Source organism: Pseudomonas sp. PA1(2017) (assembly GCF_001945375.1).
GTDB lineage: Bacteria > Pseudomonadota > Gammaproteobacteria > Pseudomonadales > Pseudomonadaceae > Aquipseudomonas.
Window position 1 is genome coordinate 861502 of the sequence record NZ_MSXU01000001.1, and the last position, 26019, is coordinate 887520.

A 26019-nucleotide genomic window follows, 5' to 3' on the forward strand; every position below is an offset into this window, starting at 1 on the left:
AGGCGCTGCCTAGGCGTTGGCAACCTTGTTGATCGGAAAGCGCTGGTTGAGCACTTCGATCAGGCGTTCCTGGTAGATGGGTTTGGGCAGGAAATCCACGACCTGCAAGGGCAGCAGGCCGATCACGTCGTTCATGTCGGCATGCCCGGACATGACGATGATCGGCAGCGTGGCATAGCGCGGCGTGCTGCGCAGGTTCTGGATCAGGCGCAGGCCGCTTTCGTCCGGCATGCGCAGGTCAGTGATCAGCAGCGCGATATCCGGCCATTTGCTCAGGCAGGCCATGGCGGATGCGACGGTGTCGGCGCAATGACACTGGAAGCCTTCGCCCTCGAGCAACTCGGCGAGTTCTTCAAGGGCGTCGGCTTCGTCGTCGACTAGCAGGATATGTTGGCGCATAAGTAGAGGCCTTGTTCGGTTGAACAGCCAACTCAGTTATAGGTATTAAGGATTTGCAGCTGGTGTTAGCGCATCCCTTATCTGCTCAAATACGCCATTGACCTGCTCGCCAACATCGGTGACAGCGCCAACGATAACCACCGCAATCAGTGCTGCAATAATTGAGTATTCAATCGCCGACGCACCTTCTTCGCTGGCGAAGAACTGGCGAATTTTCTCGCGAAGGATGATGAGCGTAAACATGGGTACTTCCTCTGTAGCCAGGGCAGGCAGGGACGCCTGTGTCAGGGACTTGCAGGGAAAGTTTGAAAGGGAGAAGTGCTGTTCGCAAATTCACCTTGGTATTACATATAAAGTATTAAATACAACTATTACTTCTAAAGAATTCAAGGGCTAAGGCACTATCTGACGGTCTGCCAAGTTAATGGCGCGGGTTACAGAGCTGTAACTGCGACGAACGGTATGTTCTATCTTGATGGTGAAGTCCGCTATAAGTTTCACAATAAAAATCTCTAAACCAAACTTACCAAGTGCCGATACTTGAGGCGAACTTTCATGTCGCCGCTGATTGATCACCATCCATGGCGGGTTGTACCGGGTGCTTGCCGGCGTAAGGCAACAAGGAGCGTGCTGTCATGAATAGTCGATTGACGCTGGTGCTGGCCAGCTTGCTGCTGGTGGGTGCGGTGATCACCGGCTATTGGGGCATCACCCTCGGTCGCCAGAGTGCACAGCCGGTAGCCATGCCATCCGCGCCGGCGGTGACGCCAGCTGCTGCGGTCGGCAATCAGTTGCAGACCCAGGTCGATGAGCAGCAGCGCGTCAACGTGGTGGTGCTGGCCAGGGCAGTGCAGCCGCTGGTGGCCATCAGCCGGGACGATCTTGCCGTGGAGCGCCTGCGCATTGCGCCACCGGGCAGTTTCGCCAGCCCCGAGCAGTTGATCGGCCGCACCCTGTGGCAGCCCATGCCGGCGGGCACCGTGCTGAATCAGACCGCGTTCGACATGGCCGGCCCGCTGGCGCGGATGATTCGCCCCCACGAGCGCGCCCTGGCCGTGGCGGTCGATGAAGTGATCGGCGGCGGCGGTCACCTGAGCCCGGGCGACTACGTCGATGTGCTGCTTTATCTGCGCCAGGGCGAAGGCAATGCCGAGCAGACCGCCCAGGTGGTAATTCCGGCGCTGCGCCTGCTGAGCGTCGGCGACACCCTGGGGATCACCAACGAAGGGGAGCCCGCTCAGCTGTCGGGCGATGCCGACGAAGAGCGCCGTCGCCGTCGCAACGCACCCGCCACTGCGGTGCTGGCCGTTCCCGAGGCCCTGCTCACGCGGTTCATGCTCGCCACCCAGGTGGGCAGCCTGCGCCTGGCGGTGCGCAGTGCGGATGAAAAACGCCTGGCTGATTACTACGCTGGAAAAGAGCCCGTCGCCGATGTCGGCGAGGCGCAACGACAGCTGTTCCAGTTCGAGCAACTGGCCGTGCGTGGCGCGGCGCCCGCGCCTCAGGCGCAACCCGAACCGGCCCGGCAGGCGCCAGCCGGCATACCGGTGTACCGCGGCAATGACGCCACCCGGCAAACCCCCTGATCGGCAAGGATGCAACGCGATGAACGATGGCCTGCGTATTTTCCGTCTGCTGACCGGCCTGGTGACGGCTTTGCTCGCGCTGCCCGGGACGGCGTTCGCTTCCTGTGCGGGGCTGGAGCCGGTGCCGGCGGTGCTGGACGTGACCCAGGGCACGCAGCGCGAGCTGCGCTTCCCGGTGGCCATCACCCGGCTGGCGATCGGTGATCCGGAGGTGGCGGACGTCAGCCTCAACAGCAAGGACAGCTTCCTGCTGATCGGCAAACGCGGCGGCGCCACCAGCCTGATGGTCTGGACTGCCTGTGACCGCGAACCCCGGCAAAGCCAGGTACTGGTGCAGGGCGCCGCTACCGCCGCGATGGCCGAGCCGGTGGTGCGCTTCGATGAAGAGGCCGTGCCGAGCCAGGTACAGACCGATATCCGCTTCGTCGAAGTGCGGCGCAGCAAGCTGCGCGAGGTCGGCATGCGCATCTTCGGCACCGGCTCCAACAACTTTCTGATCGGCGCACCTGGTACCGGGCCGGCGACGGTGCCGGTTGGCGGTGTCGGCGGGGTAGGGTCCGGCGCGCCGTTTCCGCTGGTCAGGGATGGCTTCAACATCCTCTGGGGCGGTGGCAGCAGCAAATTCCTGCTCGGCCTCGACGCCCTGGAAAACAGCGGCTTCGCCTACACCCTGGCGCAGCCCAGCCTGGTGGCGCTCAACGGCCAGAGCGCGAGCTTCCTGGCCGGCGGCGAATTCCCCATCCCGGTTCCCAGTAGCGGCAGCGATTCGCTGTCCATCGAATACAAGGAATTCGGTGTGCGCCTGACCATCACGCCTACCGTGGTGGGGCGCAATCGCATCAGCCTGAAGGTGGCGCCCGAGGTCAGCGAACTCGATTTCACCGCTGGCATCACCATCGCCGGTACCCAGGTTCCAGCGCTCAACGTGCGACGCACCGATACCAGCGTGTCCCTGGCCGATGGCGAAAGCTTCGTGATCAGCGGGCTGATCTCCACCAACAGCACCTCGGCTGTGGATAAGTTGCCGTTTCTCGGCGACGTGCCGGTACTGGGTGCGTTCTTTCGTTCGTCGCGCATCGAGCGTGAGGAGCGCGAGCTGTTGATGGTGGTCACACCGCACCTGGTGCAGCCACTGGCAGCCAACGTGCAACTGCCGGACCTGCCGGGCGAGCAGTTGCGCAATTACGACCCGGGCGTATTTCGCCAGCTGTTTCTCGAGAACGGCGATTTTCATCGCGCTGACGGCCTGTCGCGCTAGGGAGCGGCCATGGAGCAGATCTTTCTCGCACAGACCCGCCGCAAGCAGGACCTGGAATGGCTGCAGGCGGCCCTGGCCGGCCAGGGCCAGGTGCTCAACGTTGGCGAAACCCTCGACGAGGTGCTGGGCCTGATGGACATGACCGGCAGTTGCCTGGTGTTCGTCGGCCTTAGCCGTGAGGGGCAGACCGGCCAGTGCGCCCTGATCGAGGCCCTGCTCGACATGCGCCCGATGGTCGTGGTGGTGGCTCTGGGTGACGGCCTGGACAACCAGCTGGTGCTCAACGCCATGCGCGCCGGCGCACGGGACTTCATCGCCTACGGTTCGCGCAGCAGCGAGGTGCTGGGGCTGGTGCGCCGCCTGACCCAGCGTCTGCCGCAACTGCCGCCGTCCCGCGAGCAGGGCGAGCTGACCTTGCTCTACGGCCTGCAACCCGATGCCGACGCCGCGCTGCTGGCCGTGCACCTGGCCTTGCAGATTCAGGCCCGTGGCCAGCGCACGCTGTACGTCGACCTGGGCGTTCCTCGTGGCGAAAGCCTGGAGCTGTTCGGCATGGAGTCGTCGTTCTGCTTCGGCGATGCGCTGCGGCATATCCGCCGGCTCGATTCCAACCTGATCGAAAGCGCCTTCGCCCGCCACCCCGATGGCTTGCGGGTGCTGCCCCACGGCCCGGATGACGACGCCCTGGATCGCTTCAGCCTGGGCGAGCTGTTCCTGCTGCTGGGCAGCCTGCGCCAGCATTTCCAGCATGTGCTGGTGAACCTGTGCGGCCAGCCGGACTGCGACGGCCTGCGCTCGTTCATCAACCACGCGCAGCGGCTATTCTGGTGCGTCGACCAGAGCGTGCCCAACTGCCGGCGCAACCTGGCGCTGCTCAACCTGTGGCGCAGCAAGGGCATCAAGCTCGACCACGCGCGGCTGGTGGTCGACCGCTACCAGCCGGCCGTGGCACCCGGCCTGCCGGAGCTGAGCAAGACCTTCGCGCTGCCCCTCGAGGCCGGCCTGCCGCTGAGCCCGGTCACCCGGCTCAAGGCCAAGAATCAGGGCGTGCCGCTGTTCGAGTTCGCCCCCCGTGACGGCCTGACCCAGGGCCTGCTGACGCTGGCCAACGGGCTGTTCGAGCCGCGCCACGGTGCGGCAGGGCAATGGTGGCGCCGCTTGTTGAGGAACAGCTGATGCCCATAGGTCCCTTTGGCGGTACCAATGCACGGATCGGCGTGCACGATCTCAAGCCGGTGCTGCACCGTTACCTGATCGATGCGCTGGAAGAGAAGGGCGAAAACCTGCTGGAGGGCACGCGCACCTCGCTGGCGATGTTCGTCGCCGAGCAGGTCAGCGAATACGTCAGTCGCCGGCAGATCGCCATTTCCCGTTACGAGGTGGATCGCCTGGCCGAGGAGCTGGTCGATGAGCTCACCGGCTTCGGCCCGCTGGAGATTCTCCTCAAGGACGAAGCGGTCAGCGAAATCCTCGTCAACGGCCCGCATCGGGTGTTCGTCGAGCGCGGCGGTGTGCTGCAGCTCAGCGACTTGCGCTTCATAGATGACCAGCACGTGCTGCGGGTCATCCAGCGCATTCTCGCGCCGGTGGGCCGGCGCCTGGACGAATCCTCGCCGATGGTCGATGCGCGCATGCCCGATGGCAGCCGCATCAACGCCATCATTCCGCCGGTGGCGCTGGACGGCCCGTGCATTTCGGTGCGCAAGTTCCGCAAGGACATGCTGCGCAGCGCCGACCTGCTGGCCAGCAATTCGCTGGACCAGGCGATTCTCAGCTGCCTGGAACTGATGGTCAGGCGGCGCTGCAACATCATGGTCAGCGGCGGCACCGGTACCGGCAAGACCACGCTGTTGAACATGCTCAGCCAGATGATCGACCCCCGCGAGCGCATCGTCACCATCGAGGACACCGCCGAGCTGGAGCTGCTGCACGACCACGTGGTGCGCCTGGAAACCCGACCGCCCAACGCCGAGGGCTTCGGCCAGATCGCCGCCCGCGAGCTGGTGCGCAACGCCCTGCGCATGCGCCCGGACCGTATCGTGCTGGGCGAGATTCGTGGCGCCGAGGTGCTCGATGTGCTGACCGCCATGAACACCGGTCACGACGGCTCGATGAGTACGGTGCACGCCAACAACGCCCAGGATGCCCTGCTGCGCCTGGAAACCCTGGTTGGCTTTTCCGGCGCCAAGGTGGGCGAGCGCACCTTGCGGCAAACCATCTGCGCGGCGCTGGACGTGGTGATCCAGCTGACTCGCCTGCCCGATGGCCGCCGCTGCATCAGCGAGGTGGTGGAGGTGCTCGGCCTGCGCGAAGACCAGTACGTCACCAATACTCTGTTCCGTCTGGACCGGGCGGGCAGCGGCACTTTCTGCCGCGACGCACCGAACCCGGCCGGGCACAAGCTGCGCCGTGATTGAGGCCGATTCGATGGGCAAAGGAGTGCCGTGATGACCGCATCGATGCTGCTGGGTGGGATCTGCCTCACGCTGCTGGCGCTGGGCCTGTTGATGCTGCGCAGGAGCCGCGAGCAGGCCGCCTCGGAGCAGGTGATCCAGCGCCTGCTGGCCGATCAGCCAGAGCCCCTGCAGGGCGCCGCCATCGGTCATCTCGACAAGCTGTTCCTGCGCGCCGGCTTCAGCAAGCCGCGTCAGGGCCTGGGTTTGTGGCTGTTCGTCTGGTTGCTGGGCGCCGTGCTGGGCCTGATCGTCGGGCACTGGCTGGGCCTGCTGATCATGCTGCTGGGCCCGCTGCTGGTCGGCCGGCTGTTCATCGCGCTGCGTTACCGGCGCCGGGTGTTGCGCATGATCGAGCAGTTGCCGGTGTTTCTCGATCACGTGATTCGCAGCCTAAAGTCCGGCCGGCCCCTGGGCGATGCCCTGATGCTGGCCATGGAAACCGCCCCGCAACCGCTGCGCGGCGCCATGGCCCGCACCCGGCGCAACGTGCAGCGCGGCATGAGCCTGGGCGAGGCCCTGCAGGATTTCGCCGATCTCTACGAGCGTGACGAATTCCAGGTGCTGGCCCTGGGGGTTCGGGTCAACCAGCGCTATGGCGGTAACAGCAGCGAACTGCTCAACAACCTGATCCGGCTGATTCGCGAGCGTGAGCACAGCGCTCGCCGGCTGCGCGCGCTGACCGGTGAAACGCGCATCAGCGCCTATGTGATGGGCGGCCTGCCATTGGCCCTGGCGCTTTACATCTTCATCACCAACCCGCAGTTCATGCTCGGCATGTGGCAGGAATCCAGCGGGCGCATGGTGCTGCTTCTGGCCTTCATCCTACAGGCCCTCGGCAGCCTGGCGCTGTGGCGCATGCTGAGGAGTCTGTGATGAGCGCCTTGCTGATACTTAGTGCCCTGCTGCAATTGGCGCTGGCGCTGCTGTTTCTGTACCTGGCCTATGCCGATCTGCGCGCGCGCCGCCAGTTCAGCCAGCGCATGGGTACGCTGTCGCGGGTTTCCGGGGGCGGCGTCATGCGCGGCATCGGCGGCAGCTCCCTGGGCCGTCGCACCCTGAGCATGGACAGCGAAACCCTGCAGCTGCTCAACCGCCTGGGTTGGCGCAAGCGCAGCCAGCAGTCGATGTTCTCGGCCATCCAGCTGGGCACGCCGATCGTTCTGCTGGCGCTGGTACTGATCGTCCAGTTGCTGATGAGCCGGCCGCCGCAGCCGGTCTGGCTGGCGCCGGTGTTCGCCCTGGGTATCGGCTACCTGCTGCCCAAGCGCTGGCTGGCCTGGGCCGCGAAGAGTCGTCAGGAAGCGCTCGCCGAGGAGGTGACCACCTTCATTCCGCTGCTGCGCATCCTCTTCGATGTCGGCATGACCGTCGAACAGGGCCTGCGGGTGTTGGCCAAGGAGGCCGAGACCATCCTGCCCAACCTCAGCGCCGAACTGCGCCAGGTGCTGGCGCGGGTCGATGCGGGGCTCGAACTGGGCCGCGAATTACGTGACATGGCGGCCGCACTGGAAGTCTATGAGGTCACCGATTGCGTGGTGATCCTCGAACAGCTTATCGTCCAGGGCGGCGGCGCTATGGCCTCGTTGTTGCGGCTCAAGGAGCTGATCGACGACCGCCATCACACGGCGCTCGAGGAAAGGGTTTCCAAGCTGTCCGGCAAGATGTCCGTCATCATGATGATGTTTCTGTTTCCGGCGTTGTTGATCGTATTGGCGGGGCCCGGCTTCATTGCAATCGTCGGTGCTCTGGGGGAGTTGAGATGAAACGTGTTGTGACCGTGGTGGGGGTGATGGGGCTGTTGGCAGGGTGCGCAAGCGGCCCGGCCCAGTCGCCCTGGTTGACGAGCAAGGCCGATGCGACCCCGATGGCCTGTGCGCCGTTGAGCCAGGAGCAGGAACTGGCACTGAACCTCGCACAGAAGACCGCCGAGGAGGGGCGCCTGCACGCGGCGCTGGCCAACCTGGAGCGTTTGCCTGGCAACCTGCCGCAAGCGCGCCTGGCCAAGGCGCGCATCCTGCGTTCGCTGAACCGCCCGGAAGCCGGCGACCTGTACGCCAGCCTGACCCGCACCTGCCTCAAGGCCCAGGGCGAGCAGGGCCTCGGCCAACTTGCCAGCGCCGCGGGGCGTTACCCCGAGGCGCTCGAGCACCTGCGCCTGGCGGCCAGCCTGGACCCGACCAGTGCGGCGATTCGCAACGACCTCGGTGTGGTGTACATGAACCTCGGGCGTCTGGACGAAGCCCGTTTCGAATTGCTGACCGCCCTGGAACTCAATGAGACCGAACAGCAGCCGGCGCTGAACCTGCTGACCCTGCTGATTTACCAGGGCATGCGCCCGCAGGCCGATGCCCTGGCCCAGCGCATGGGCTTCTCGGCCAGCCAACTGCGCGCCGCCGAAGAGCGTGCCCAGGCGATGCGTAGCAAGAACGCCAGCACACCGCCGCCGCCCGCGGCTCCGGCAGCCAAAGCGCCGGTGGTACGGGTGACTCCACAGCCGCCACCTGTGTCGGCCAGCGCTGCGCCGCTCGCCCCGGCTGCTGCGCCGCTGGTAAAAGCAGCGTCAGCCAGCAAACCCGAGCCGGCTGTCGTCGTGCAGCCAGCCGTTGCGACGGCGACACCTGCCGTTCCGGCGCCACGTCTGTCCAATTTCCGGCCGACCCCGGTGGTGCCGTTGTCGCTGGCCAGTAATGCAGAAAAGCCGGCAGCCACGCAAACAACCGTTCTGGCCAAGGCCGACCCGGCGCCGGGCGCCACCACGCCGCCAGCACGTCCGGTCGTTCGCCCTCCCGTTGCTCCGGCTGCAGCCACTCCCGTTGTCGCTCGCGCGCCAGCGCCGGTCGCCCGGCCCGCCCCTGCAGCTCCAGCGCCGCGACAGGTGGCCGCCGCGCCTAAACCTGCTGCTGCGCCAGTCGCTCCTGCGCCTGCCCCCGCTACAGCAGTGGTTGCCAGTGCACCCGTCACCGCGAGTGCTGCAGCGCCCGCCGCCACGGCAACACCGCCCGTGCGCGCCGGCATCGAGATGCGTGCAGGCCGCCTGATCGTGCCGGACGATGGCGGCTTCGTGCGCGTGGTACCGATCGAAGAAACGTCCGCCAGCGTCAACTGAACCGGCCTCGGGTCGGCTGCCAGGAGGAAAGCACCATGAAAGGATCGATCATCGGCTGTGCATTGCTGGCAGCCCTGCCAGCTTTCTGCCTGGCAGCGGACGAAGGGCAGGGGCGCCCCCTGGTGGGCGATGAGGTGCAAACCCAGACAGGCCACTGGTTGCGGCTGCAGCGTGAAGGGCAACTGGCATCGCCCAACCCGCAGGTTTCAACGCCCGCCGAGCGCGAGCTGGCACTGCAGCGGTGGCTGGAGAGCCACAAGCACCCAATCCCTGAATTCTTCGAGCAGGATGCCGGGGGGCAACTGGGCGAGTAGAACGCGCTGGCCGTAATCGACAGTGTCAAAGTTGTACGGCCAAGCAGTTTTAACAACTTCTTAACAAGCGAAGCGCTGGAAGTTGTACAGGTATTTACAAACTTTACCCGTGGGAAGGATAAGACAGGGCCAGCTGAGTCCGATTGTGAACTCGAGTCAGTCTCAATATCTGGGAAACATAAAGTTTGACGGTATTCTCCGTAATACCCAGTTCGCAGGATATTTGATAATTGGTCATTCCTTTGGCGATAAGTTGCGCGACGGCCAGTTGTCGACGTGACAGTTTGTCGAACGGTTCGGGAATGGTGTCGGCCGTTGCGCTCATCTGCGCGACGTTCTTGATCGGTATGGTCGGGATCAGCTCGCTGTGCATTTCATGCAGCGAAGCGGCGAGGTCCTGGATCTGTTGGCGAATCTGCTGTTCCTTGATTTTCTGCTCGACTCGCTCATGGAGGCGTTTCACCCCCGCCTGCAGCTCCTGCAGGTCCACCGGCTTCTGGTAATAGTCACTCACCCCGGCGCGCAAGGCGAGGATGACGTCTTGCTTGTCGGTGCTGCCGGTGAAAATGGCCGTTTCATACAGGCGCCCGGGGCGCGCCAGCCTGGCCAGCTCGCCCACCAGCTGCACGCCGGTCAGCCCTGGCATGTGCATATCGCTGAGAACGATGGCGATGCGCTCATCCTCCTGAAAGGCTTGTAGCGCATCGTAGGTGTTGTGGCACGAGGTCACGTCGTAACCCAGCTGGTCGAGAAACTCGGCGAGTTCCTCGACAATGATGGGTTCGTCATCGACGATCATTATTCGCAAGGTGTTAATGCGTTCCATGCGAGGCATCTGCCTATTGGGTAAAGGTACCAACTTGCAGCGTAGTCAGCGGCCAACTTAGTGTCAAAAGTGATCGGTTGTACAGGCTTCGCAAAAGTTGAGTTATCACTTTAGTGTTATAGGAGAACGTGTAGCCCTTGGTTATCCTCATTTGATTATTCGCTGCGCACTATAACCAGATACCTGTCAGTGCGAAGCCTGCAAATAGAAAGGGTGCGTAGGGCGCCTTCTGCGCGGTGGCCGCTCTGAGGAATACCCATTTCTCGGGAAGTGCCGCAGCGATGCCTGGCTTGGCGCGCAGCAGCATCAACCAGGCGACTTGCACCAGGGCCGCGCCGATCACGCTGAACAACACATGGCTGCTGTCGCTGGCGGCGCCCAGAGCGAGCAGCATCTTCACGTCGGCAGCGCCCATCTGGCGAGTCAGGTAACCGGGCAGCGACAGCAGACACGCTATGCCCATCGCCAGTGCGGCGCCCTGAACGGAGGCGCCGGTAAGGCTACTGCCAACGGCCAGCAGGTGGAGCAGGGCGGCGGCAAGGGCGCCCAGGGTCGGCAGGTTGCTGATCCGGCGGTACTGGGCATCTTGCCAGGCGCAGGCGGCCAGCCAGCCGAGCAGTAGGAAGTAGGACATGGCGACAACGGGTATCCAGGGAAAGAAGGGCTTGGCAGCCCGATTCATGTTGGCGGAGTTTCATCCGTCCGCGGCGCTAATCATGGTAGGTGGGCCGGACAATGCAAGTGTTCAAGGATTGGTTCAAACGCGGCGAAGACCCCCAGACGCCGCATGAGACAGGCATCGTCTCGCCGCCGCCTCCCGTATCGGCCAACAGCCCTTGTCTGAATCTGTCCATCGACGCACTGGGGCGCGTGTTCGAGGTTTCTGGCAGTCTGTCCGATCGCCTGCCGATCGCGATTTCCCAGGTAGTGCCGCTGGAGCAGTTGCTGCATGGGCAGAGCCGCTATCTGGTCACCGACCTGGCGGCCTTCGTGCAGCAGATGCTCGATCTGTCGTTCGTGACCCGTGATGGCGGCATCCTTCACACCCGTGGCTGGCTCAAGGCGGAAATACAGGGCTGGTCACTACAAGCCTTCGAAGTCGGTGATTTTCTGGCCAGGTTGCATGCCTGCGAACAGCGCCTGCAGGTGTTCTCGCAGATCAGCGCCGTGGCGCAGACCGTGCGCGGCACCGAGCGGGTGGAACTTGCGCGGCATATTCACGACTGGCTGGGTGCCATGGCCCAGGCCCTGCGTATGGCCTGTGTGGCCCTGGCGCTACCGGATACCCTGCGCGGCGGCTGGCAGGTCGTCGGCCATTACCGCGATGCCCTGACGCCGGTGTTCTGGGACGATGGCCAGCACCTGCCGCGGGAGTTGCAGCACTATGCCGGCGACCAGCCGGTGCAGTGGCTGCGCGGTGATGCCGGAGTCGCCGAATGGCACGCTGCGGATTCGGTGTGGCTGGTGCCGTACGCCGACCACCAGGGCATCCGCGCTTGGCTGCTGTGCTCGCCGTACGTCGCCCACCAGAGCATGCCCGAGCTCAATACCCGTGACTGGCTGGATCTGTTCGCCCATGTCGCCGCGCCGCTGCTGCAACGTCTCGATGAGCAGAATCGCAAGGTGCACGGCGAGCGAGTGGATATTCTGCAGAGCCTGCTGGGCACCGGCTGGTGGGAGTACGTACCGCGCAGCGGTGCCTTCCTGCTGGCGCCCTGCCTGACTCAGCGTTTCGGTTTCAGCGAGGATGAGGCGGTCACCCTGGCCGACTGGCTGGAGCTGCTCAACCCGGCCGATCGCGACGAATTCCGCATCCGCCTGGGCGACGCCGAACTGAGCGGCCGGGCATTCGAGCAGGTGGTGCGCCTGCGCGATGCCGACGATACGCTGTGCTGGTTTCGCATCCACACACGCATCCTCAATGCCAACGGCCAGCGGCGCATTGTCGGCGCCGTGCTGGACATCAACGACATGAAGCTCAAGGAGGTCGAGGCCGACGCCGCTACCACGCGCCTGAAGAGCCTGGTCGCCAGTGCGCCGGCGGTGATCTACGTGAACCGCTACGACGAAGGCGTTTTCGTGCCGGTGTTCTGCAGCGACAGTTGCAGCGCGCTGCTGGGCTGGACGCTGGATGACTTCGTGCAGCGCAGCGTGGCCGATTTCATCCACCCCGATGATCGCGACATCTACTTCGCTCACACCCGCACGCTGCTCAGCCAGGGCGTGGCCAGCTGCCGCTACCGGCTGATCGACCGTGATGGTCGCTACCACTGGCTGCAGGATGAGGCCAAGCTGCTTCGCGACGAGCGCGGCATCCCCATTGAAGCGGTCGGCCTGTGCCTGGACGTAACCGACGCTGCCCAGGCCGCCGAGCGGGTGCGCGAGAGCGAGGAGCGCTACCGTATCCTGGTCGAGGATTCGCCGGCGATCATCTGTCGCTATCGCCCCGACCTTACCCTGGTCTACGCCAATCGGCCGCTGGCCCAATATCTGGGCATTCGCCAGGAAAACCTGCCCGGTACCAGCCTGGCCACTTATCTTTCGGCCCAGGAACTGACCCAGTTTCGCGAGCGCCATCGCCAGCTGACCCCCAATGAGCCAGTTGGTACGGCGCTGGTGCGCATGGACCTGCCTGGCCGCGAGCACATCTGGTGGGTGCTGTCCGAGCGCGGGGTGTTCGACGAGCACGGAAAGCTGATCGAGGTGCAGGCCGTCGGTCGCGACGATACCGAGCTGCAGAAGGCCCGGCAGATGCTCAACCAGAGCGCCAAGATGGCGGTGCTCGGCGAAATGGCCACGGGGCTGGCTCACGAGATCAACCAGCCGCTCAACGTCATGCGCATTGCCCTCACCAACACTCTCAAGGGCGTGGAGAACGGCTCGGCCAACCCCGAGTACCTGAAGAACAAGCTCGGCCGTATCGAGCAGCAGATCACCCGCGCGGCGAAGATCATCAACCATATGCGCATCTTCGGGCGACGCTCCGAGGTCGAGGACGATCTGTTCAGCCCGGACGAAGCCATCGAAGGCGCCCTGACGCTGATCCGCGAAGGCGAACTGGTACGCGACATCGACCTGACCCTGCAGCTGTGCGGCACGCCCCAGGTGCGTGGGCATGCCGATCAGCTCGAACAGGTCATCATCAACCTGCTGGTCAACGCCAAGGACGCGTTGCTAAGCGCGCGGGACAAGCACCCGGAACTCGAGCCCAGTATCCTGCTGCGCAGTGAGTGCGAGGACGGCAAGGTGATCGTGCAGGTTCAGGACAACGCCGGCGGGATCGACCCGCTGCTGCTGGACCGGGTGTTCGACCCGTTCTTCACCACCAAACCGGTGGGCAAGGGCACTGGCCTCGGTCTGTCGGTCAGCTATGGGTTGGTCAATCAGATGGGTGGCAAGTTGAGCGTGAGCAATCAGCAGGGCGGGGCCTGTTTCCGTATCGAATTGCCAGAGGTTGCAGGCGGATGAGTGCCTGGCTCGACACCCTGTATCGCAGCTGCGAAGCGGTGCTGCATGGCGACCAGCAGGTGATCGCCCGGCTGCGCGAGTCCGGTTTCGACTGCGATGAGGGACACTGGAGTTTCCGCCTGCCGGCGCTGCATGTCTGGCTGTTCGGCGAACCCAGCGCTGTCGATTACTCGGCCTTTCTCAAGCAGCTGTACGCCAGCGATCTCAATGGACGCCTCGCCCGCTACAGCGCGCAGATGGTTATTGCCGACAACCGCGGCAAGGTCAGCGAGAGCCTGTATCGTCTGCAGCGCTTGTCCTGAACAGATGGCGGTGGCCTTCGTTGTAGAGCGCCGAATCGGCGAAGTCTTGCGCACCCAGCACCCGGCCGACGAGAATCAGCGCGGTGCGCCGGAAGCCCTTGGCGCTGACCTTGGCCTCGATATCCGCCAGGGTGCCGACCGCCCAATCCTGGTCCGGCCAGCTGGCGCGATGCACCACCGCGATCGGGCAACTGGCGCCGTAATGCGGCAGCAACTCGGCGACGATCTCTGGCAGGTGCTGCACGCCCAGGTGGATGGCCATGGTCGCGCCGTGGCGGGCGAGATCATGCAACTGCTCGCCCGCCGGCATCGGCGACTTGCTGGCGTAGCGGGTAAGGATCACCGTCTGCGACACCGCGGGCAGCGTCAGCTCGCTTTCCAGCAGCGCGGCGCAGGCGGCCGTGGCGGTCACGCCGGGGACGATCTCGAAGGGGATGCCCAGCGCACGCAGGTGACGAATCTGTTCGCCGATGGCGCCGTACAGCGACGGATCGCCCGAATGCACCCGCGCCACGTCTTCGCCACGTGCATGGGCCGCCTGTAGCAGGGCGATGATTTCATCGAGATGCAGCTCGGCGGTATTCACCACCTGGTGGGCGCGGTGGCCGGCCAGCACTGCTTCGGGCACCAGCGAGCCGGCGTAGAGGATTACCGGGCAGCTATGAATCAGGCGCTGGCCCTTGACGGTGATCAGCTCGGGGTCGCCGGGGCCGGCGCCGATGAAATAGACGGTCATGGGATTCCTGGGTATAGGGTGAAAGACGCTTTTCTCTTCCACCGTGGTGTTCGGCTTATGCGGTCGCCAGGTGGGGGATCGCCTTCCCGTGGATAGAGAAAGCGTGGACTACGCGTCCCGATCCACCCTACGGATCGTTGCGGGCAACGGCCAGTGTTGCGTTGGCGCTCTTGCGCTTGGTTATCCACAGACGAGCGGTTCGGTCACTCAGCTGTTCGGCCAGGGCCAGAGCGCTGGCTTCGGCAACGCTTGGCGTGCCGGTAGCCTGCAGCGCCTGCGCCGAGGTCTCGGTCAGGCGCCCATGGTAACCCGCCAGCACCTCGGCGGGCAGGAAGTGGATCGGCAGGTTCAGCTGGGCAGCCAGTTGCTGCAAGCCTGGCTCGTCAGCCTTGTGGTCGCTGCTGGCCAGGGCTGTCAGCTCGGCAGTGCTCGAGCCATGCTCAGCCAGCGTGTTGTCGAGCAGGCTCAGCAACTCTTCGAGCGAGCACTCGCGCCGGCAACCCAGGCCGGCGACGAGAGCAGGCCGCTCACTCACTGCTGCCGGCGCCCACGGCCGTGGAACCAAGCGGCAGCCAGGCCCAGCGCTGCCCAGAACGCAGCGTTGGTCAGCAGCGAGGCGAGAATGAACTGATGCTCCAGCGCCTCGGGCGCCAGGCTTTCATGCACGTCGGGCTGCGGCGCGCCGAGCAGGTGGGGCAAGGCGAGAATCGCCGCACCGAGAATGCGCAGCATCCAGTTGCCGCCGAACGCCAGCAGCGCCAGGCCCGCAGCGGTCGAAGCAGCCGCGCCGATCCACCAGTACTGGCGCAGCAACAGTTCCGCTGCGGCAGTGCCCGGCAGCTCTGGCGGCAAGCCGCTGGCGGGCGCCAGGACGAAGGTGGCGAATCCGGCCAGCCCCCAGAGCAGGCCCTGCGAGGTTTTTTCCGGGGCGCGCAGGGTGAACAGGCCGGCGAGCATCAGCGCGAAGCCGACGGCGACGACCAGATTGCTCAGGCCTGTGGATAACAGCCGCTGCCAGCCGTCTTCCGGCGCCCAGGCTTCGCCGTCGTGGCTGTGGCCGCTCGCGCCATGGTCGTGGGCAGCGGTGGCGTCATGGCTGTGCTCGATGGCGGCAGGCTCCGCGACCTCGAACGTTTCCGCCTGAAGGATCAGCGGGGTGACCCACAGGCTCTGCAGCAAGGTCAGCACGATGGCGGCGAGCAGGCCGGCGAAGCCGGCGGTCTGGGCGATACGCTTGATCATCAGCAATCCCTCAGTGGCACGGAAACGCGGCGCTGTGCCGGGTGTCGTGGGCGGCGTTGTGCAGGGCTTCGACGTGGGAGAAGCCGGCGAAGAAAATCAGCACGGCGCCCAGCACGCAGCTCCCGACAGCAAGCAGGATGCGCTGTGAGAGGGGCAATGTGGAAACGCTGGAGGTGGAAATGACGCTGCTGGACATGATCGTAGACCTCAGGGGTAAACGGCACAGCAGGACACGGCGAGACAGCCCGCACAGGCAGGCAGCGATCGGCGCGTGCCCGCCCACCGCGGGTTGCCAAACAGACGATCCAGGCCGGTCTCCGGGCTCGCGATGATCACCTTGCGGCGATGGGGATCGGCCTTCCCATGCATGCGCACAGTGGCCAAAACGATCCTGGCATTCGCTTACCGTTGCGGGGGCAGCGCCGGACTCGAACCGGCTTCCCGTTTCACCTCACGCACGTCGACGTGAGACACCTGAAACAACCGGGCAAGAACACCACGAAGCGGCAAGTGCGTCAATATGTTGCAGGTCTTCTGGCAATTGACCGTACGGCGGGCTCTGCGTAGCCTTGCGTTTTCGAGGTGCTGCTTGTCATCAAGCAGCTAAGAGGGAACACGGACCGCCGTGGCTGCCCCCGCAACTGTAAGCAGCGAGTGCGTCGCCAATCGCCACTGGGCAACCGGGAAGGCCGGCCGCGCGCCATGACCTGCCAGCCAGGAGACCTGCCTCGATAACGCTTTCGACAACCGGGCGGGGTGATCCGGTGATGCTCGGCATGGGTTTGCCCGCGCCTGCCATCCTATTGCCCGCTCGCCGTTTCTCCAGACGCCAGGGGCTTCCATGAAAACGCTCGCCAAACTTCCCGTCACCATCGTCACCGGTTTTCTCGGTGCCGGTAAGACCACCTTGCTGCGCCACATGCTGGAAAATGCCGAGGGCCGGCGCATCGCGGTGATCGTCAACGAATTCGGCGAGCTGGGTATCGACGGCGAAATCCTCAAGCAGTGCTCCATCGGCTGCACCGAGGAAGAGGCCAATGGCCGGGTGTTCGAACTGGCCAACGGCTGCCTGTGCTGCACCGTGCAGGAAGAGTTCTTTCCGGTGATGCGCGAGCTGGTGGAGCGTCGCGGCGACCTCGACCATATCCTCATCGAAACCAGCGGCCTGGCCCTGCCCAAGCCACTGGTGCAGGCCTTCAACTGGCCGGAAATCCGCAACGCCTGCACCGTCGATGCGGTGATCACCGTGGTCGACAGTCCGGCCGTCGCAGCTGGCACCTTCGCCGCCTTCCCGGATCAGGTCGATGCCCAACGCAAGCTCGACCCTAATCTCGACCATGAGTCGCCGCTGCACGAGCTGTTCGCCGACCAACTGGCCAGCGCCGACCTGGTGATCCTCAACAAGGCCGACCTGCTCGATGCCGACGCGTTGGCCGCCGTGCGCGCCGAAGTGGCCGAGGAGCTGCCGCCGGCGGTGAAGGTGGTCGAGGCTCATGGCGGCTCGCTGCCACTCAATGTGTTGCTGGGCCTGAACAGCGAGACCGAGCTGCATATCGAGGGCCGCCGCACTCACCACGACGATGAAGACGACGATCACGATCACGACGAATTCGACTCGTTCCACGTGGAACTACCGGAAGCGGACGAGGCGCGACTACTCGCTGCGCTGAAGGATGTGGTCGGCAAACACGGCATTCTGCGCGTGAAAGGCTTCGTTGCCGTGCCGAACAAACCCATGCGCCTGCTGCTGCAAGGCGTCGGCCAGCGGTTCGACAAATATTTCGACCGTGCATGGAAGCCTGACGAAGCACGGGTGACCCGCCTGATCGTGATCGGCCAGGCGCTGGATCACACCGCCATCGCCGCCGAGCTGAACGCGGCGCTGGCGTAACCGGCGCCCGTCATGCACCTGCTGCGTACCCAGCCCGGCCAGTCGCTGCCGGCCGACAGCATCGCCGACCTCGGCCAGACGCCCGCCGAGCTGGTGGTGCTGTGCACCGGTGATTCGCACCTGTCGCTGTTGGCCGAGGTTGCCCGGCACCTGCCCGAGGATTACCCCAGCCTGCGCTTGGCCAGCCCGGCGCAGCTGAGCAACAACGCCTCGGTGGATTTCTACGTCGAGCAGGTGCTCAGGCACGCCAAGGTCATCCTGATTTCCGTGCACGGCGGCGTCAGCTACTGGCGCTACGGCATTCAGCGCCTGGTGGAACTGGCGGGGCAGGGCAAGACGCTGATTCTGGTGCCTGGCGACGACAGCCCCGATCCCGAGCTGACCGGGTTGGGCAACGTGGCCGCCGAGGATGCCGAGCGGCTCTGGCAGTACCTGCGTCAGGGTGGTGTGGATAACGCGCGGCAGTTCTTCCAGTGCATCGCCGATCATTACCTGGGCCGTGACTACGGTTGGCAGCCGCCGCAGGCGCTGCCGCGGGTCGGCCTCTATCACCCGCGTATCGGCAACGCCTCGCTGCAGGACTGGCGCGGCGACTGGCAAGCGGACGCACCGGTTGCCGCCTTGCTGTTCTATCGCACCCATGTGCAGGCGGCCAATACCGCCTTCGTCGACTCCTTCTGCCAGCGCCTGCAGGCTCAGGGCCTCAACCCTTTACCCATTGCGGTGGCCAGCCTCAAGGAGGCAGCCTGCCTGGCGCAGGTCGAGGATTGGCTCGACGAAGCGGGCACCAGCGTGATCATCAACACCACCGGTTTCGCCCAGTCCAACCCGGAGTCGCCCCAGGCACGGCCGTTCCGCCACGACGTGCCGGTGCTGCAGGCGCTTTGCGCCCTGGACAGCGAAGAGCAGTGGCAAGGCAACGCCCAGGGCCTTGGCCCTCGCGACCTGGCCATGCATATCGCGCTGCCGGAGCTGGATGGCCGGCTGATCACCCGGCCGATCAGCTTCAAGGGCCTGGCCTGGCGCAGCGAGCGTAGCCAGAGCGACGTGGTCTGTTACCGCGCGCACCTGCCCGGCATGGATTTCGTCGCCGAACTGGCGCGTCGTCAGGCCGACCTGCAGCGACTGCCGGCTGTGGATAAGCGCGTTGCCCTGGTGCTCGCCAACTACCCGACCCGCGACGGCCGCATCGGCAACGGGGTCGGCCTGGATACGCCGGCAGCGGCGCTGAATATCCTGCGAGCCTTGAAAAGCCAGGGCTATCCGGTCGAGGGCCTACCGGACAGCGGCACAGCGCTGATCCACCAACTGCTCGGCGGCGTGACCAACGACCTCGACAATCTCGACCTGCGGCCTTGCGCCCAGAGCCTGGCGCTGGACGACTACCAGCGCTGCTTCGCGGCCCTGCCCGAGGCCAATCGCCAGGCGGTACTGGAGCGCTGGGGCTCGCCGGAAAGCGACCCGATGTTCCGTGAGGGGCGGCTGATGATCGCCGGCCTGCGCTTTGGCCTGACCTTCGTCGGCATCCAGCCGGCACGGGGTTATCAGGTCGATGCCGCGGCGGTCTACCACGACCCTGACCTGGTGCCGCCACACGGCTACCTGGCCTTCTATTTCTGGATGCGCCACGTATACGCGGCCAACGCGGTGATCCACGTCGGCAAGCACGGCAACCTGGAGTGGCTGCCGGGCAAGAGCGTTGGGCTTTCCGAAAGCTGCTGGCCAACGGCGATTCTCGGCGCGCTGCCGAACATCTACCCGTTCATCGTCAACGACCCCGGCGAAGGCGCCCAGGCCAAGCGCCGCACCCAGGCGGTGATCATCGACCACCTGATGCCGCCGCTGACCCGCGCCGAAAGCTACGGTCCGCTGCGCGATCTGGAGCGCCTGGCCGACGAGTATTACGACGCGAGCCAGCTCGACCTGCGCCGCGCCAGCGAGCTGCGTGGCGAGATTCTGCAGAAGGTGCGCGAGGCCAGCCTCGATCGTGAACTGGGCCTGCAGCTCAATGACGACCCTGCCAGCTGGTTGCCGCAGCTCGACGCCTACCTGTGCGACCTCAAGGAATCGCAGATTCGTGACGGCCTGCATGTATTCGGCGAGTCGCCAGCCGGCACGTTGCGCCGCGACACGCTGCTGGCGCTGCTGCGCATCCCACGTGGCGACGGGCAGGGCGGTAATGCCAGCCTGCTGCGCGCCTTGGCCAGCGACCTGGCACTCGATTTCGATCCGCTCGATTGCGATATGGCGGCATCTTGGGCCGGACCGCGGCCGGAGCTCCTTGCGAGCCTGAGCGACGAGCCCTGGCGCACGGTGGGCGACACCCGCGAGCGCCTTGAGCTGCTCGGGTTGCGGTTGATCGAAGGGGCCGGGTCGGTCGGCCCGCTCAGCGAACTCGTGCTGCACGGTCTGCACGGCCATATCGCTCCGCTGCTGGACGCCTGTGGTGACGCCGAGATGCATGGCCTGTTCAGCGCGCTCGAAGGCCGTTTCGTGCCGTCCGGCCCCAGTGGCGCGCCGAGCCGGGGGCGGCTCGACGTGTTGCCGACCGGGCGCAACTTCTACTCCGTGGACGTGCGCAACCTGCCCACGCCCACCGCCTGGCGCCTTGGTGTGCAGGCCGCCGACCGCCTGCTCGAACGCCACCTGCAGGACGAAGGCGACCACCTGCGCCAGCTCGGCCTGTCGGTGTGGGGCACCGCAACCATGCGCACCGGCGGCGACGATATCGCCCAGGCCATGGCGCTGATGGGCGTGCGCCCGGTGTGGCAGGCCGGTAGCCAGCGGGTCGAGCGTTTCGAGGTGCTGCCACTGGAGCAGCTCGGTCGCCCACGGGTGGATGTGACCCTGCGGGTGTCCGGCTTTTTCCGCGATGCCTTCGCCAATCTGATCCGTCTGTTCGATGACGCCGTGCAGGCGGTTGCCGATCTGGACGAGGCACCGGACATGAACCCGCTGTCCGCCCGTGTCTGGGAAGAAGCCCTGGCACTGCAGGACGGTGGGTTGGACGAACACCAGGCGCGGCGCCAGGCTGGCTGGCGGATTTTCGGCTCCAAGCCAGGTGCCTACGGGGCTGGCGTGCAGAACGCTATCGAAGAACGCCTGTGGGAGAACCGTGCGGATCTTGCCGAGGTGTACCTGAACTGGGGCGGCTACGCCTACGGCAAGGGCGTCGAGGGCGCACCGGCTCGCGAGCAGTTCGCTGAGCGCCTGGAGCGCATGCAGGCGGTGCTGCACAACCAGGACAATCGCGAGCACGATATCCTCGATTCCAACGATTACTACCAGTTCCAGGGTGGCATGCTGGCGGCAGTGGAAACCTTGCGCGGGGGCAAGGCGGCTAGCTACTTCGGCGACAACAGCCAGCCCGACACGCCGCGCATCCGTACCCTCAAGCAGGAACTGGCCCGCGTGGTACGCGCCCGTGCGGCCAACCCGAAGTGGATAGAGGGCATGAAGCGCCACGGCTACAAGGGCGCCTTCGAACTGGCCGCGACCATCGACTACCTGTTCGCCTTCGACGCCACCAGCGAGCTGGTCGACGACCACCAGTACGCCCTGCTCACCGACGCCTACCTGATGGACAAGGGCACCCGCGACTTCATCCAGGCGCATAACCCCGGCGCCCTGCAGGACATCATCGAGCGCCTGCTCGAAGCCCAGCAGCGTGGCCTGTGGCAGGAGCCAGGCGAATACCGCGAGGCCTTGGAAAACCTGCTGCTCGATAGCGAAGAGTTCTGATCACATTGGCCCGTCAGGCAAAGGAGTCACAGATGGACTCTGTACGAAAAATCGTCGTTTGGTGGCGTCAGCCGATCACTCGAAAGGATCGCTGGTTTGCCGCGCTGTGCGGGGCGATGGGTGGGCTCTGGATTGGCCTGCTGACCTGCATGATGATTGCTACAGGACCTGTGAGCCTGCTGATCTGGGGAGTCTCGGCGCTGTCGGGGGCGGTCGTCTGCGCCGTGCTGGGCGCCATGTTCCCTCGTGTTGTCGGTGTCCTTACGTTTCCGCTCACGCTGCTTGGTTTTGGTTGGGGCTGAGCGCCCATCAGTTGCCTGGATGATTTTTCCAGGGTTATCCTGCCCGCTCATTTCTTCTAGGAGTTTCGTCCAATGCGCCAGTAATGCCGTCGTGTACGCACGACCTGTGATCGACCGCCGTGGCCTTGTGCCGCGCGTTTTCACGGCATTGCCTGGAGTCATTCATGACGAACTCGCCTGTTATCGCGCTCGAGCGCGTGTCCTTTCATTTCCCCGATGGCCAGCCACTGTTCGATGAGCTGAGCGAAACCTTCGATGCCCGCCACACCGGCCTGGTGGGGCGCAACGGTGCCGGCAAGAGCGTGCTCGGCCGGCTGCTCGCTGGGCTCTTGCCGCCAAGCGCCGGGCGCATCGTGCGGCAGGCTCGGGTTGCCTATCTGCCCCAGACTATCGACGTGGACGACACCACCCGCGTCGTCGACCTGATGGGCTTCGCGGCACCTTACGATGCGCTGTGTCGGGTGACCGACGGGTGCATGGGGGACAACGATATCGAGTTGCTCGAAGGTCGCTGGGATATCGCCGAGCACTTGCATCTGGCGCTGCAGGATGACGGCTTGGCGCATCTCGCTCTGCACGACCCGGCCGCCCAGCTCAGCGGAGGTGAGCGTACGCGGGTGGCGCTGCTCGGCGCGTTTCTGGGCGATGCCGACCTGCTGGTTCTCGACGAACCCAGCAACCACCTGGATCGCGCCAGCCGGCTGCGCCTCTATCGGCGTCTGCAGCAGTGGCCGGGTGGGCTGGTGGTGATCAGCCATGATCGCGAACTGCTGGAGGGCATGCAGCGCATCGTCGAGCTGTCGCCTCTCGGGCTGCGCGCTTACGGCGGCAACTACGGTTTTTACCGCGAAGCGCGACAACGCGAGGAGCACGCCGCCCAGCAGGCACTGGCGCATGCTCGTAGCGAACGCAAACGCGGCGAGCGTGAACTGCAGGCCCAGCAGCAACGCCAGCAGCGTCGCACCGCCAGCGCAAACCGAGATGCACGGCATGCCAATCAGGCGCAGATTCTGCTGGATCGCCAGAAGGGTCGCAGCGAGGCCAGCGCCGGCCGGTTGCAGCAGCGCCTGCAAGCGGTCAGCCGCGACCTCGACAGTGCCGTGCGCGATGCGGCGCAGCGGGTGCACGAAGGCCAGGCCATCCAGCTGCACGGCAAGGCTGGCGGCCTGGCCGAAGGCAAGCGGGTGCTCAGCCTGCGGGGCGTGCGGGCGCCCTACTCAGGGGCCGTCTTGCCAGACATCGAACTGTTCGGCCCGCGCCGGCTGGCCATCAGCGGGCCCAACGGTTGTGGCAAGTCGAGCCTGCTGGCGATGTTTGCCGGGCGGCTGGCCGCCGTTGCCGGCGAGTGTCGGGTCGAGGTGCCGCTGGCCTATCTGGATCAGCAGCTTTCCTGCCTGCCGGGCGATGATACGGCGCTGGATCACCTGCGTCGCTGCAGCCCCGGGCTGCCCGAGGCGCTCGCCCGTACGCGACTGGTTCACCTGGGGCTCGATGCCCAGCGTGCCGTGCTGCCGTGCCGCCAGCTCAGCGGCGGTGAGCGCCTCAAGCTGGCGCTTGCCGGGGTGATAGACGGGGAATCGGCAGCGCCCCTGCTGCTGCTCGACGAGCCCGACAACCACATTGACCTCGACTCGCTGCTGGCCGTCGAAACCCTGCTGCGCGACTACCGCGGGGCGCTGATTCTGGTGTCCCATGACGCCGCCTTCGTCGACGCCCTGGCGATCACCGACCGCCTGGAATGGACGGCCCAGGGCTGGCGGTACGAGCGGGCATGATCCGTGAACTGTCGTAGCTCGGGTCGAGCGTAGCGACACCCCCGGTATGCATGCCCTGGGTATCGTTGCGCTCAACGCCGGCTACGAGGTCAGACCAGGTGGCGCATGCGGATGGCGGCGTCCACCAGCATGCGTTCGGTGCCGGCCCAGCCGAGGCAGCCGTCGGTGATCGACACGCCGTAGCGCAGTTCGCCGCCCAGGCTCTGGGCGCCGTCGAGCAGGTGGCTCTCGATCATCACCGCGCGCAGCGCGCCATCGCCGGCCAGGCGCTGGTCGAGGACGTCGCTGAGTACCTGGGGCTGGCGCAGCGGGTTCTTGCCGCTGTTGGCGTGGCTGCAGTCGACCATGATCCGCGGCGCGATACCCTGGCGCTCCAGCTCGGCCCGCGCGTTGGCGACGCTGGCGGCGTCGTAGTTCGGCGCGCCGTGGCCGCCGCGCAGCACCAGGTGGGTGTCCGGGTTGCCGTGGGTTTGCACCAGGGCCGGGCGACCCTGCGTATCGACGCCGAAGTGCTGGTGAGCGTGGGCCGCCGAGCGCATGGCATCGCAGGCGATGCCAAGGCTGCCGTCGGTGCCGTTCTTGAAGCCCACCGGCATCTCCAGGCCGCTGACCAGCTCGCGATGCACCTGGGACTCGCTGGTGCGTGCGCCGATGGCCGCCCAGCCGAGCAGGTCGTCGAAGTAGCCGGCCACCAGCGGCTGGAGGATCTCGCTGGCCAACGGCAGACCCAGCTCCAGCAACTTGAGCATCAATTTGCGCGAGCGGCGCAGGCCTTCGGCCATGTCGCCACTGCCATCCAGCGCCGGATCGTAGACCAGGCCCTTCCAGCCCACCGTGGTGCGCGGCTTCTCGACGTAGGCGCGCATCACCAGCAGCAGGCGATCGCCCACGCGCTGGCTCAGTGCGGCCAGACGCTCGGCGTATTCGAGTACGGCGGCATCGTCGTGCAGGGAGCAGGGGCCGACCACCACCAGCAGGCGCGGGTCATGGCCATCGAGAATGGCGCGGATCGACTGGCGTTGCTGCTGCACCTGGCGGGCGAGAGCGGTCGAGAGTGGCAGCTCCTCGCGCAACTGGGCGGCGCTGGGCAGAGGCGAGGTGTGGCGACGGCTAGGGGCGGCGACCAGATGCAGGTCGGCGGCTTTGGCGGTGGAGCGGGAATTGACGGCTACGGACATGGTGATTTCCTCGGCCGGCGCGGACGTTACCGCGCGCGGCGCACTATCGGGCTCGATGGGATGTTCGATTGAGTGGTTGAGCGGCGTGAGCGCCGGTAAATCGCCAGCTGTAGCGGTAATAGGTTTGGTAGGCGGTGTATGCGGTCATGGTGCAATCCTCGTAGGAAAATCTGTGTGCCGGAAAAAACAAAACCCCCGGTCGGGAGGCCGACCGGGGGTTTCGAGAAACTGTCTGGTGGCGACCCTGAGTTGCTAGGGCGCCTGTGGGGTATCAGGCGCGCCTGTGGCTAAACCAATACCCATAAAAATACGAGGCGGCGGCGACCACGGATGCCTGGGCACGCGCGATCACGATGCAGGCTGCATCGAGGCGAGTGGCGTTCAGGATCGGGGATGTGGACATGTGCGGCTCCGTTGAATGTGCTCGACGTTAATTCATCGCGGTGGTCGATTGCAAGCGCCGCTCGTTGAGCGCGCACGCTGCCTTGCGCGTCGCCGCGGTCAGAGGCTCTGGCAGGCCATCGAGGGCGAACCAGCCGATATCGCTGTGTTTCTCGGGCTCGACGTTGCGCACTTCACCGTCGAAGGTATCGGCCAGGTAGACCGGTGCCAACCAGTGTTCGCCGCGCTGCGCGTCGATCTGATCGACCACGCAGAGCAGGCACAGCGACGTCAGGCGGATGGCCAGCTCTTCCTCGATTTCGCGGCGCACCGCCTGCTCGACCGGCTCCAGCCAGTCCACCTTGCCGCCGGGCAGCCCCCAGCAGCCGGCTTCCGGCTCACGCAGGCGGCGCACCAGCAGCAGACGGTCGTCCTGCACGATGGCGGCGCCGCAGCCCAGTCGTGGTTGCGCGTTCATCAGGTCTCCTTGCGACCGATCCATTTACCCACCTGCGGCGCTTCATAGCCATCGATCGCCGCCAGCAGCGCGTCGATATCCTGCTCGACGATCAGCATCTTGCGGTGCGGCGCCTTGACGAAGGCTTCGTCGACCATGTGATCGAGGAATGCGGCAAGGCGGTCGTAGTAACCGTTGATATTTAGCAGCGAGCAGGGCTTCTGATGATGGCCCAGCTGCGCCCAGGTCCATACCTCGAAGAGTTCTTCCAGGGTGCCGACGCCGCCGGGCAGGGCGATGAAGCCGTCCGACAGCTCGGCCATCAGCGCCTTGCGCTGGTGCATGGAATCGACGATGCGCAGGTCGTCGAGGCCGGTGTGGGCGACCTCCTTCTCCCACAGCGAGCGCGGGATCACCCCGATCACTTCGCCACCGGCTTCGAGCGCGGCGTTGGCCACGGCGCCCATCAGGCCGACGGACGCGCCGCCGTACACCAGGCCGATGCCGGCCTCGGCGAGGGTTTTGCCGAGGCGCGTGGCGGCCTCGAGGTAAACGGGATTTGATCCCGCGTTGGAGCCACAGAAAATGCACAGGCGCATCG

25 protein-coding genes and 2 riboswitches are annotated in these 26019 nt (G+C 65.5%); of the genes, 14 read left to right on the forward strand and 11 right to left on the reverse strand.

The features are described 5' to 3' along the window. Positions 1-9: 9 nt before the first annotated feature. The gene (locus BVH01_RS03900) at positions 10-399 is read right to left on the reverse strand and encodes a response regulator (protein WP_075929036.1); all 390 of its coding nucleotides are present in this window, start codon (positions 397-399) and stop codon (positions 10-12) included. Between the two features lie 45 nt (positions 400-444). Then, positions 445-642: a Flp family type IVb pilin gene (locus BVH01_RS03905; RefSeq protein WP_075929037.1), complete on the reverse strand. Its 198-nt coding sequence runs from the start codon at positions 640-642 to the stop codon at positions 445-447. A gap of 392 nt (positions 643-1034) precedes the next feature. On the opposite strand from BVH01_RS03905, the gene cpaB reads away from it, so the two are divergent. Genes cpaB through BVH01_RS03945 form a run of 8 tightly spaced genes read left to right on the forward strand, consistent with a single transcriptional unit; the run spans position 1035 to position 9119 of the window. Then, positions 1035-1985: a Flp pilus assembly protein CpaB gene (gene cpaB, locus BVH01_RS03910; RefSeq protein WP_075929038.1), complete on the forward strand. Its 951-nt coding sequence runs from the start codon at positions 1035-1037 to the stop codon at positions 1983-1985. Positions 1986-2004: 19 nt separating this feature from the next. Continuing rightward, on the forward strand, positions 2005-3243 hold the full coding sequence (locus BVH01_RS03915; protein ID WP_075929039.1) for a type II and III secretion system protein family protein: 1239 nt from the start codon (positions 2005-2007) through the stop codon (positions 3241-3243). A 9-nt stretch (positions 3244-3252) separates the two neighbouring features. Continuing rightward, complete coding sequence (locus BVH01_RS03920; RefSeq protein WP_075929040.1) at positions 3253-4419, forward strand: pilus assembly protein; 1167 nt, start codon at positions 3253-3255, stop codon at positions 4417-4419. After that, on the forward strand, positions 4419-5660 hold the full coding sequence (locus BVH01_RS03925) for a CpaF family protein (RefSeq protein WP_075929041.1): 1242 nt from the start codon (positions 4419-4421) through the stop codon (positions 5658-5660). The genes BVH01_RS03920 and BVH01_RS03925 overlap by 1 nt, the downstream gene beginning before the upstream one ends. A 30-nt stretch (positions 5661-5690) precedes the next feature. Then, positions 5691-6572 carry a type II secretion system F family protein gene (locus tag BVH01_RS03930; RefSeq protein WP_075929042.1) on the forward strand — a complete coding sequence of 294 codons (882 nt, stop codon included), beginning with the start codon at positions 5691-5693 and terminating at the stop codon, positions 6570-6572. Beyond that, positions 6572-7462, forward strand: coding sequence for a type II secretion system F family protein (locus BVH01_RS03935; protein ID WP_075929043.1), 891 nt, complete (start codon positions 6572-6574; stop codon positions 7460-7462). The genes BVH01_RS03930 and BVH01_RS03935 overlap by 1 nt, the downstream gene beginning before the upstream one ends. Next, complete coding sequence (locus tag BVH01_RS24820) at positions 7459-8805, forward strand: tetratricopeptide repeat protein (RefSeq protein WP_075929044.1); 1347 nt, start codon at positions 7459-7461, stop codon at positions 8803-8805. The genes BVH01_RS03935 and BVH01_RS24820 overlap by 4 nt, the downstream gene beginning before the upstream one ends. Positions 8806-8840: 35 nt before the next feature. Further along, positions 8841-9119, forward strand: coding sequence for a DUF3613 domain-containing protein (locus BVH01_RS03945; RefSeq protein ID WP_075929045.1), 279 nt, complete (start codon positions 8841-8843; stop codon positions 9117-9119). Between the two features lie 103 nt (positions 9120-9222). On the opposite strand, the gene BVH01_RS03950 is transcribed toward BVH01_RS03945, so the two are convergent. Both BVH01_RS03950 and BVH01_RS03955 read right to left on the reverse strand, forming a co-directional pair. Beyond that, complete coding sequence (locus BVH01_RS03950) at positions 9223-9945, reverse strand: response regulator transcription factor (protein ID WP_075929046.1); 723 nt, start codon at positions 9943-9945, stop codon at positions 9223-9225. Positions 9946-10114: 169 nt separating this feature from the next. Then, complete coding sequence (locus BVH01_RS03955; protein WP_075929047.1) at positions 10115-10579, reverse strand: prepilin peptidase; 465 nt, start codon at positions 10577-10579, stop codon at positions 10115-10117. A 101-nt stretch (positions 10580-10680) separates the two neighbouring features. Between BVH01_RS03955 and BVH01_RS03960 the strand changes: the two genes are divergently transcribed. Both BVH01_RS03960 and BVH01_RS03965 read left to right on the forward strand, forming a co-directional pair. Beyond that, positions 10681-13413, forward strand: a complete 2733-nt coding sequence (locus BVH01_RS03960; protein ID WP_075929048.1) for a PAS domain-containing protein — start codon at positions 10681-10683, stop codon at positions 13411-13413. Beyond that, entirely contained in the window at positions 13410-13715 is a 306-nt protein-coding gene (locus BVH01_RS03965; RefSeq protein WP_075929049.1) for a hypothetical protein, read from the forward strand. The genes BVH01_RS03960 and BVH01_RS03965 overlap by 4 nt, the downstream gene beginning before the upstream one ends. On the opposite strand, the gene cobM is transcribed toward BVH01_RS03965, so the two are convergent. The 4 genes from cobM to BVH01_RS03985 all read right to left on the reverse strand — a co-directional run bounded on the left by cobM (position 13678) and on the right by BVH01_RS03985 (position 15889). Beyond that, on the reverse strand, positions 13678-14451 hold the full coding sequence (gene cobM, locus BVH01_RS03970; protein WP_075929050.1) for a precorrin-4 C(11)-methyltransferase: 774 nt from the start codon (positions 14449-14451) through the stop codon (positions 13678-13680). The genes BVH01_RS03965 and cobM overlap by 38 nt on opposite strands. 127 nt (positions 14452-14578) lie before the next feature. Beyond that, positions 14579-14986 (reverse strand): cobalamin biosynthesis protein, encoded by a 408-nt coding sequence (locus BVH01_RS03975; RefSeq protein WP_075929051.1) that lies wholly within the window; start codon positions 14984-14986, stop codon positions 14579-14581. Beyond that, positions 14983-15693 (reverse strand): CbtA family protein, encoded by a 711-nt coding sequence (locus BVH01_RS03980; protein WP_075929052.1) that lies wholly within the window; start codon positions 15691-15693, stop codon positions 14983-14985. The genes BVH01_RS03975 and BVH01_RS03980 overlap by 4 nt, the downstream gene beginning before the upstream one ends. Positions 15694-15703: 10 nt before the next feature. After that, positions 15704-15889, reverse strand: a complete 186-nt coding sequence (locus tag BVH01_RS03985) for a CbtB domain-containing protein (RefSeq protein ID WP_075929053.1) — start codon at positions 15887-15889, stop codon at positions 15704-15706. A 94-nt stretch (positions 15890-15983) separates the two neighbouring features. Next, positions 15984-16186, reverse strand: a riboswitch (cobalamin riboswitch). Between the two features lie 70 nt (positions 16187-16256). Next, positions 16257-16439: riboswitch (cobalamin riboswitch) on the forward strand. A gap of 95 nt (positions 16440-16534) precedes the next feature. On the opposite strand from BVH01_RS03985, the gene cobW reads away from it, so the two are divergent. The 4 genes from cobW (at position 16535) to BVH01_RS04005 (ending at position 23402) form a co-directional block, all read left to right on the forward strand. Continuing rightward, positions 16535-17584, forward strand: a complete 1050-nt coding sequence (gene cobW, locus BVH01_RS03990) for a cobalamin biosynthesis protein CobW (protein WP_075929054.1) — start codon at positions 16535-16537, stop codon at positions 17582-17584. 12 nt (positions 17585-17596) lie between these two features. Then, the gene (cobN, locus tag BVH01_RS03995; RefSeq protein ID WP_075929055.1) at positions 17597-21325 is read left to right on the forward strand and encodes a cobaltochelatase subunit CobN; all 3729 of its coding nucleotides are present in this window, start codon (positions 17597-17599) and stop codon (positions 21323-21325) included. A 32-nt stretch (positions 21326-21357) separates the two neighbouring features. Beyond that, positions 21358-21627, forward strand: coding sequence for a hypothetical protein (locus BVH01_RS04000; protein WP_075929056.1), 270 nt, complete (start codon positions 21358-21360; stop codon positions 21625-21627). A gap of 164 nt (positions 21628-21791) precedes the next feature. Further along, a complete protein-coding gene (locus BVH01_RS04005; RefSeq protein WP_075929057.1) occupies positions 21792-23402 on the forward strand; it encodes an ATP-binding cassette domain-containing protein in 1611 nt (536 codons plus the stop codon). Between the two features lie 89 nt (positions 23403-23491). On the opposite strand, the gene BVH01_RS04010 is transcribed toward BVH01_RS04005, so the two are convergent. The 3 genes from BVH01_RS04010 to BVH01_RS04020 form a co-directional block, all read right to left on the reverse strand. After that, positions 23492-24580 carry a 3-deoxy-7-phosphoheptulonate synthase gene (locus BVH01_RS04010; protein ID WP_075929058.1) on the reverse strand — a complete coding sequence of 363 codons (1089 nt, stop codon included), beginning with the start codon at positions 24578-24580 and terminating at the stop codon, positions 23492-23494. A gap of 430 nt (positions 24581-25010) precedes the next feature. Beyond that, on the reverse strand, positions 25011-25439 hold the full coding sequence (locus tag BVH01_RS04015) for an NUDIX domain-containing protein (protein WP_075929059.1): 429 nt from the start codon (positions 25437-25439) through the stop codon (positions 25011-25013). After that, positions 25439-26017 carry a TIGR00730 family Rossman fold protein gene (locus tag BVH01_RS04020; RefSeq protein ID WP_075929060.1) on the reverse strand — a complete coding sequence of 193 codons (579 nt, stop codon included), beginning with the start codon at positions 26015-26017 and terminating at the stop codon, positions 25439-25441. Before BVH01_RS04020 ends, BVH01_RS04015 begins: the two co-directional genes overlap by 1 nt. Positions 26018-26019 lie beyond the last annotated feature (2 nt).

Bases quoted from the DNA above. Each gene is read 5' to 3' on its own strand.
- BVH01_RS04010 (WP_075929058.1), bottom strand. From the start codon at position 24,580: ATGTCCGTAGCCGTCAATTCCCGCTCCACCGCCAAAGCCGCCGACCTG.
- BVH01_RS03985 (WP_075929053.1), bottom strand. From the start codon at position 15,889: ATGTCCAGCAGCGTCATTTCCACCTCCAGCGTTTCCACATTGCCCCTC.
- BVH01_RS03950 (WP_075929046.1), bottom strand. From the start codon at position 9,945: ATGGAACGCATTAACACCTTGCGAATAATGATCGTCGATGACGAACCC.
- cobW (WP_075929054.1), top strand. From the start codon at position 16,535: ATGAAAACGCTCGCCAAACTTCCCGTCACCATCGTCACCGGTTTTCTC.
- cpaB (WP_075929038.1), top strand. From the start codon at position 1,035: ATGAATAGTCGATTGACGCTGGTGCTGGCCAGCTTGCTGCTGGTGGGT.
- BVH01_RS03980 (WP_075929052.1), bottom strand. From the start codon at position 15,693: ATGATCAAGCGTATCGCCCAGACCGCCGGCTTCGCCGGCCTGCTCGCC.
- BVH01_RS04015 (WP_075929059.1), bottom strand. From the start codon at position 25,439: ATGAACGCGCAACCACGACTGGGCTGCGGCGCCGCCATCGTGCAGGAC.
- BVH01_RS04005 (WP_075929057.1), top strand. From the start codon at position 21,792: ATGACGAACTCGCCTGTTATCGCGCTCGAGCGCGTGTCCTTTCATTTC.
- BVH01_RS03915 (WP_075929039.1), top strand. From the start codon at position 2,005: ATGAACGATGGCCTGCGTATTTTCCGTCTGCTGACCGGCCTGGTGACG.
- BVH01_RS03945 (WP_075929045.1), top strand. From the start codon at position 8,841: ATGAAAGGATCGATCATCGGCTGTGCATTGCTGGCAGCCCTGCCAGCT.
- BVH01_RS03905 (WP_075929037.1), bottom strand. From the start codon at position 642: ATGTTTACGCTCATCATCCTTCGCGAGAAAATTCGCCAGTTCTTCGCC.
- BVH01_RS03960 (WP_075929048.1), top strand. From the start codon at position 10,681: ATGCAAGTGTTCAAGGATTGGTTCAAACGCGGCGAAGACCCCCAGACG.
- cobN (WP_075929055.1), top strand. From the start codon at position 17,597: ATGCACCTGCTGCGTACCCAGCCCGGCCAGTCGCTGCCGGCCGACAGC.
- BVH01_RS03900 (WP_075929036.1), bottom strand. From the start codon at position 399: ATGCGCCAACATATCCTGCTAGTCGACGACGAAGCCGACGCCCTTGAA.
- BVH01_RS04000 (WP_075929056.1), top strand. From the start codon at position 21,358: ATGGACTCTGTACGAAAAATCGTCGTTTGGTGGCGTCAGCCGATCACT.
- BVH01_RS03925 (WP_075929041.1), top strand. From the start codon at position 4,419: ATGCCCATAGGTCCCTTTGGCGGTACCAATGCACGGATCGGCGTGCAC.
- BVH01_RS24820 (WP_075929044.1), top strand. From the start codon at position 7,459: ATGAAACGTGTTGTGACCGTGGTGGGGGTGATGGGGCTGTTGGCAGGG.
- cobM (WP_075929050.1), bottom strand. From the start codon at position 14,451: ATGACCGTCTATTTCATCGGCGCCGGCCCCGGCGACCCCGAGCTGATC.
- BVH01_RS03930 (WP_075929042.1), top strand. From the start codon at position 5,691: ATGACCGCATCGATGCTGCTGGGTGGGATCTGCCTCACGCTGCTGGCG.
- BVH01_RS04020 (WP_075929060.1), bottom strand. From the start codon at position 26,017: ATGCGCCTGTGCATTTTCTGTGGCTCCAACGCGGGATCAAATCCCGTT.
- BVH01_RS03965 (WP_075929049.1), top strand. From the start codon at position 13,410: ATGAGTGCCTGGCTCGACACCCTGTATCGCAGCTGCGAAGCGGTGCTG.
- BVH01_RS03920 (WP_075929040.1), top strand. From the start codon at position 3,253: ATGGAGCAGATCTTTCTCGCACAGACCCGCCGCAAGCAGGACCTGGAA.
- BVH01_RS03955 (WP_075929047.1), bottom strand. From the start codon at position 10,579: ATGTCCTACTTCCTACTGCTCGGCTGGCTGGCCGCCTGCGCCTGGCAA.
- BVH01_RS03935 (WP_075929043.1), top strand. From the start codon at position 6,572: ATGAGCGCCTTGCTGATACTTAGTGCCCTGCTGCAATTGGCGCTGGCG.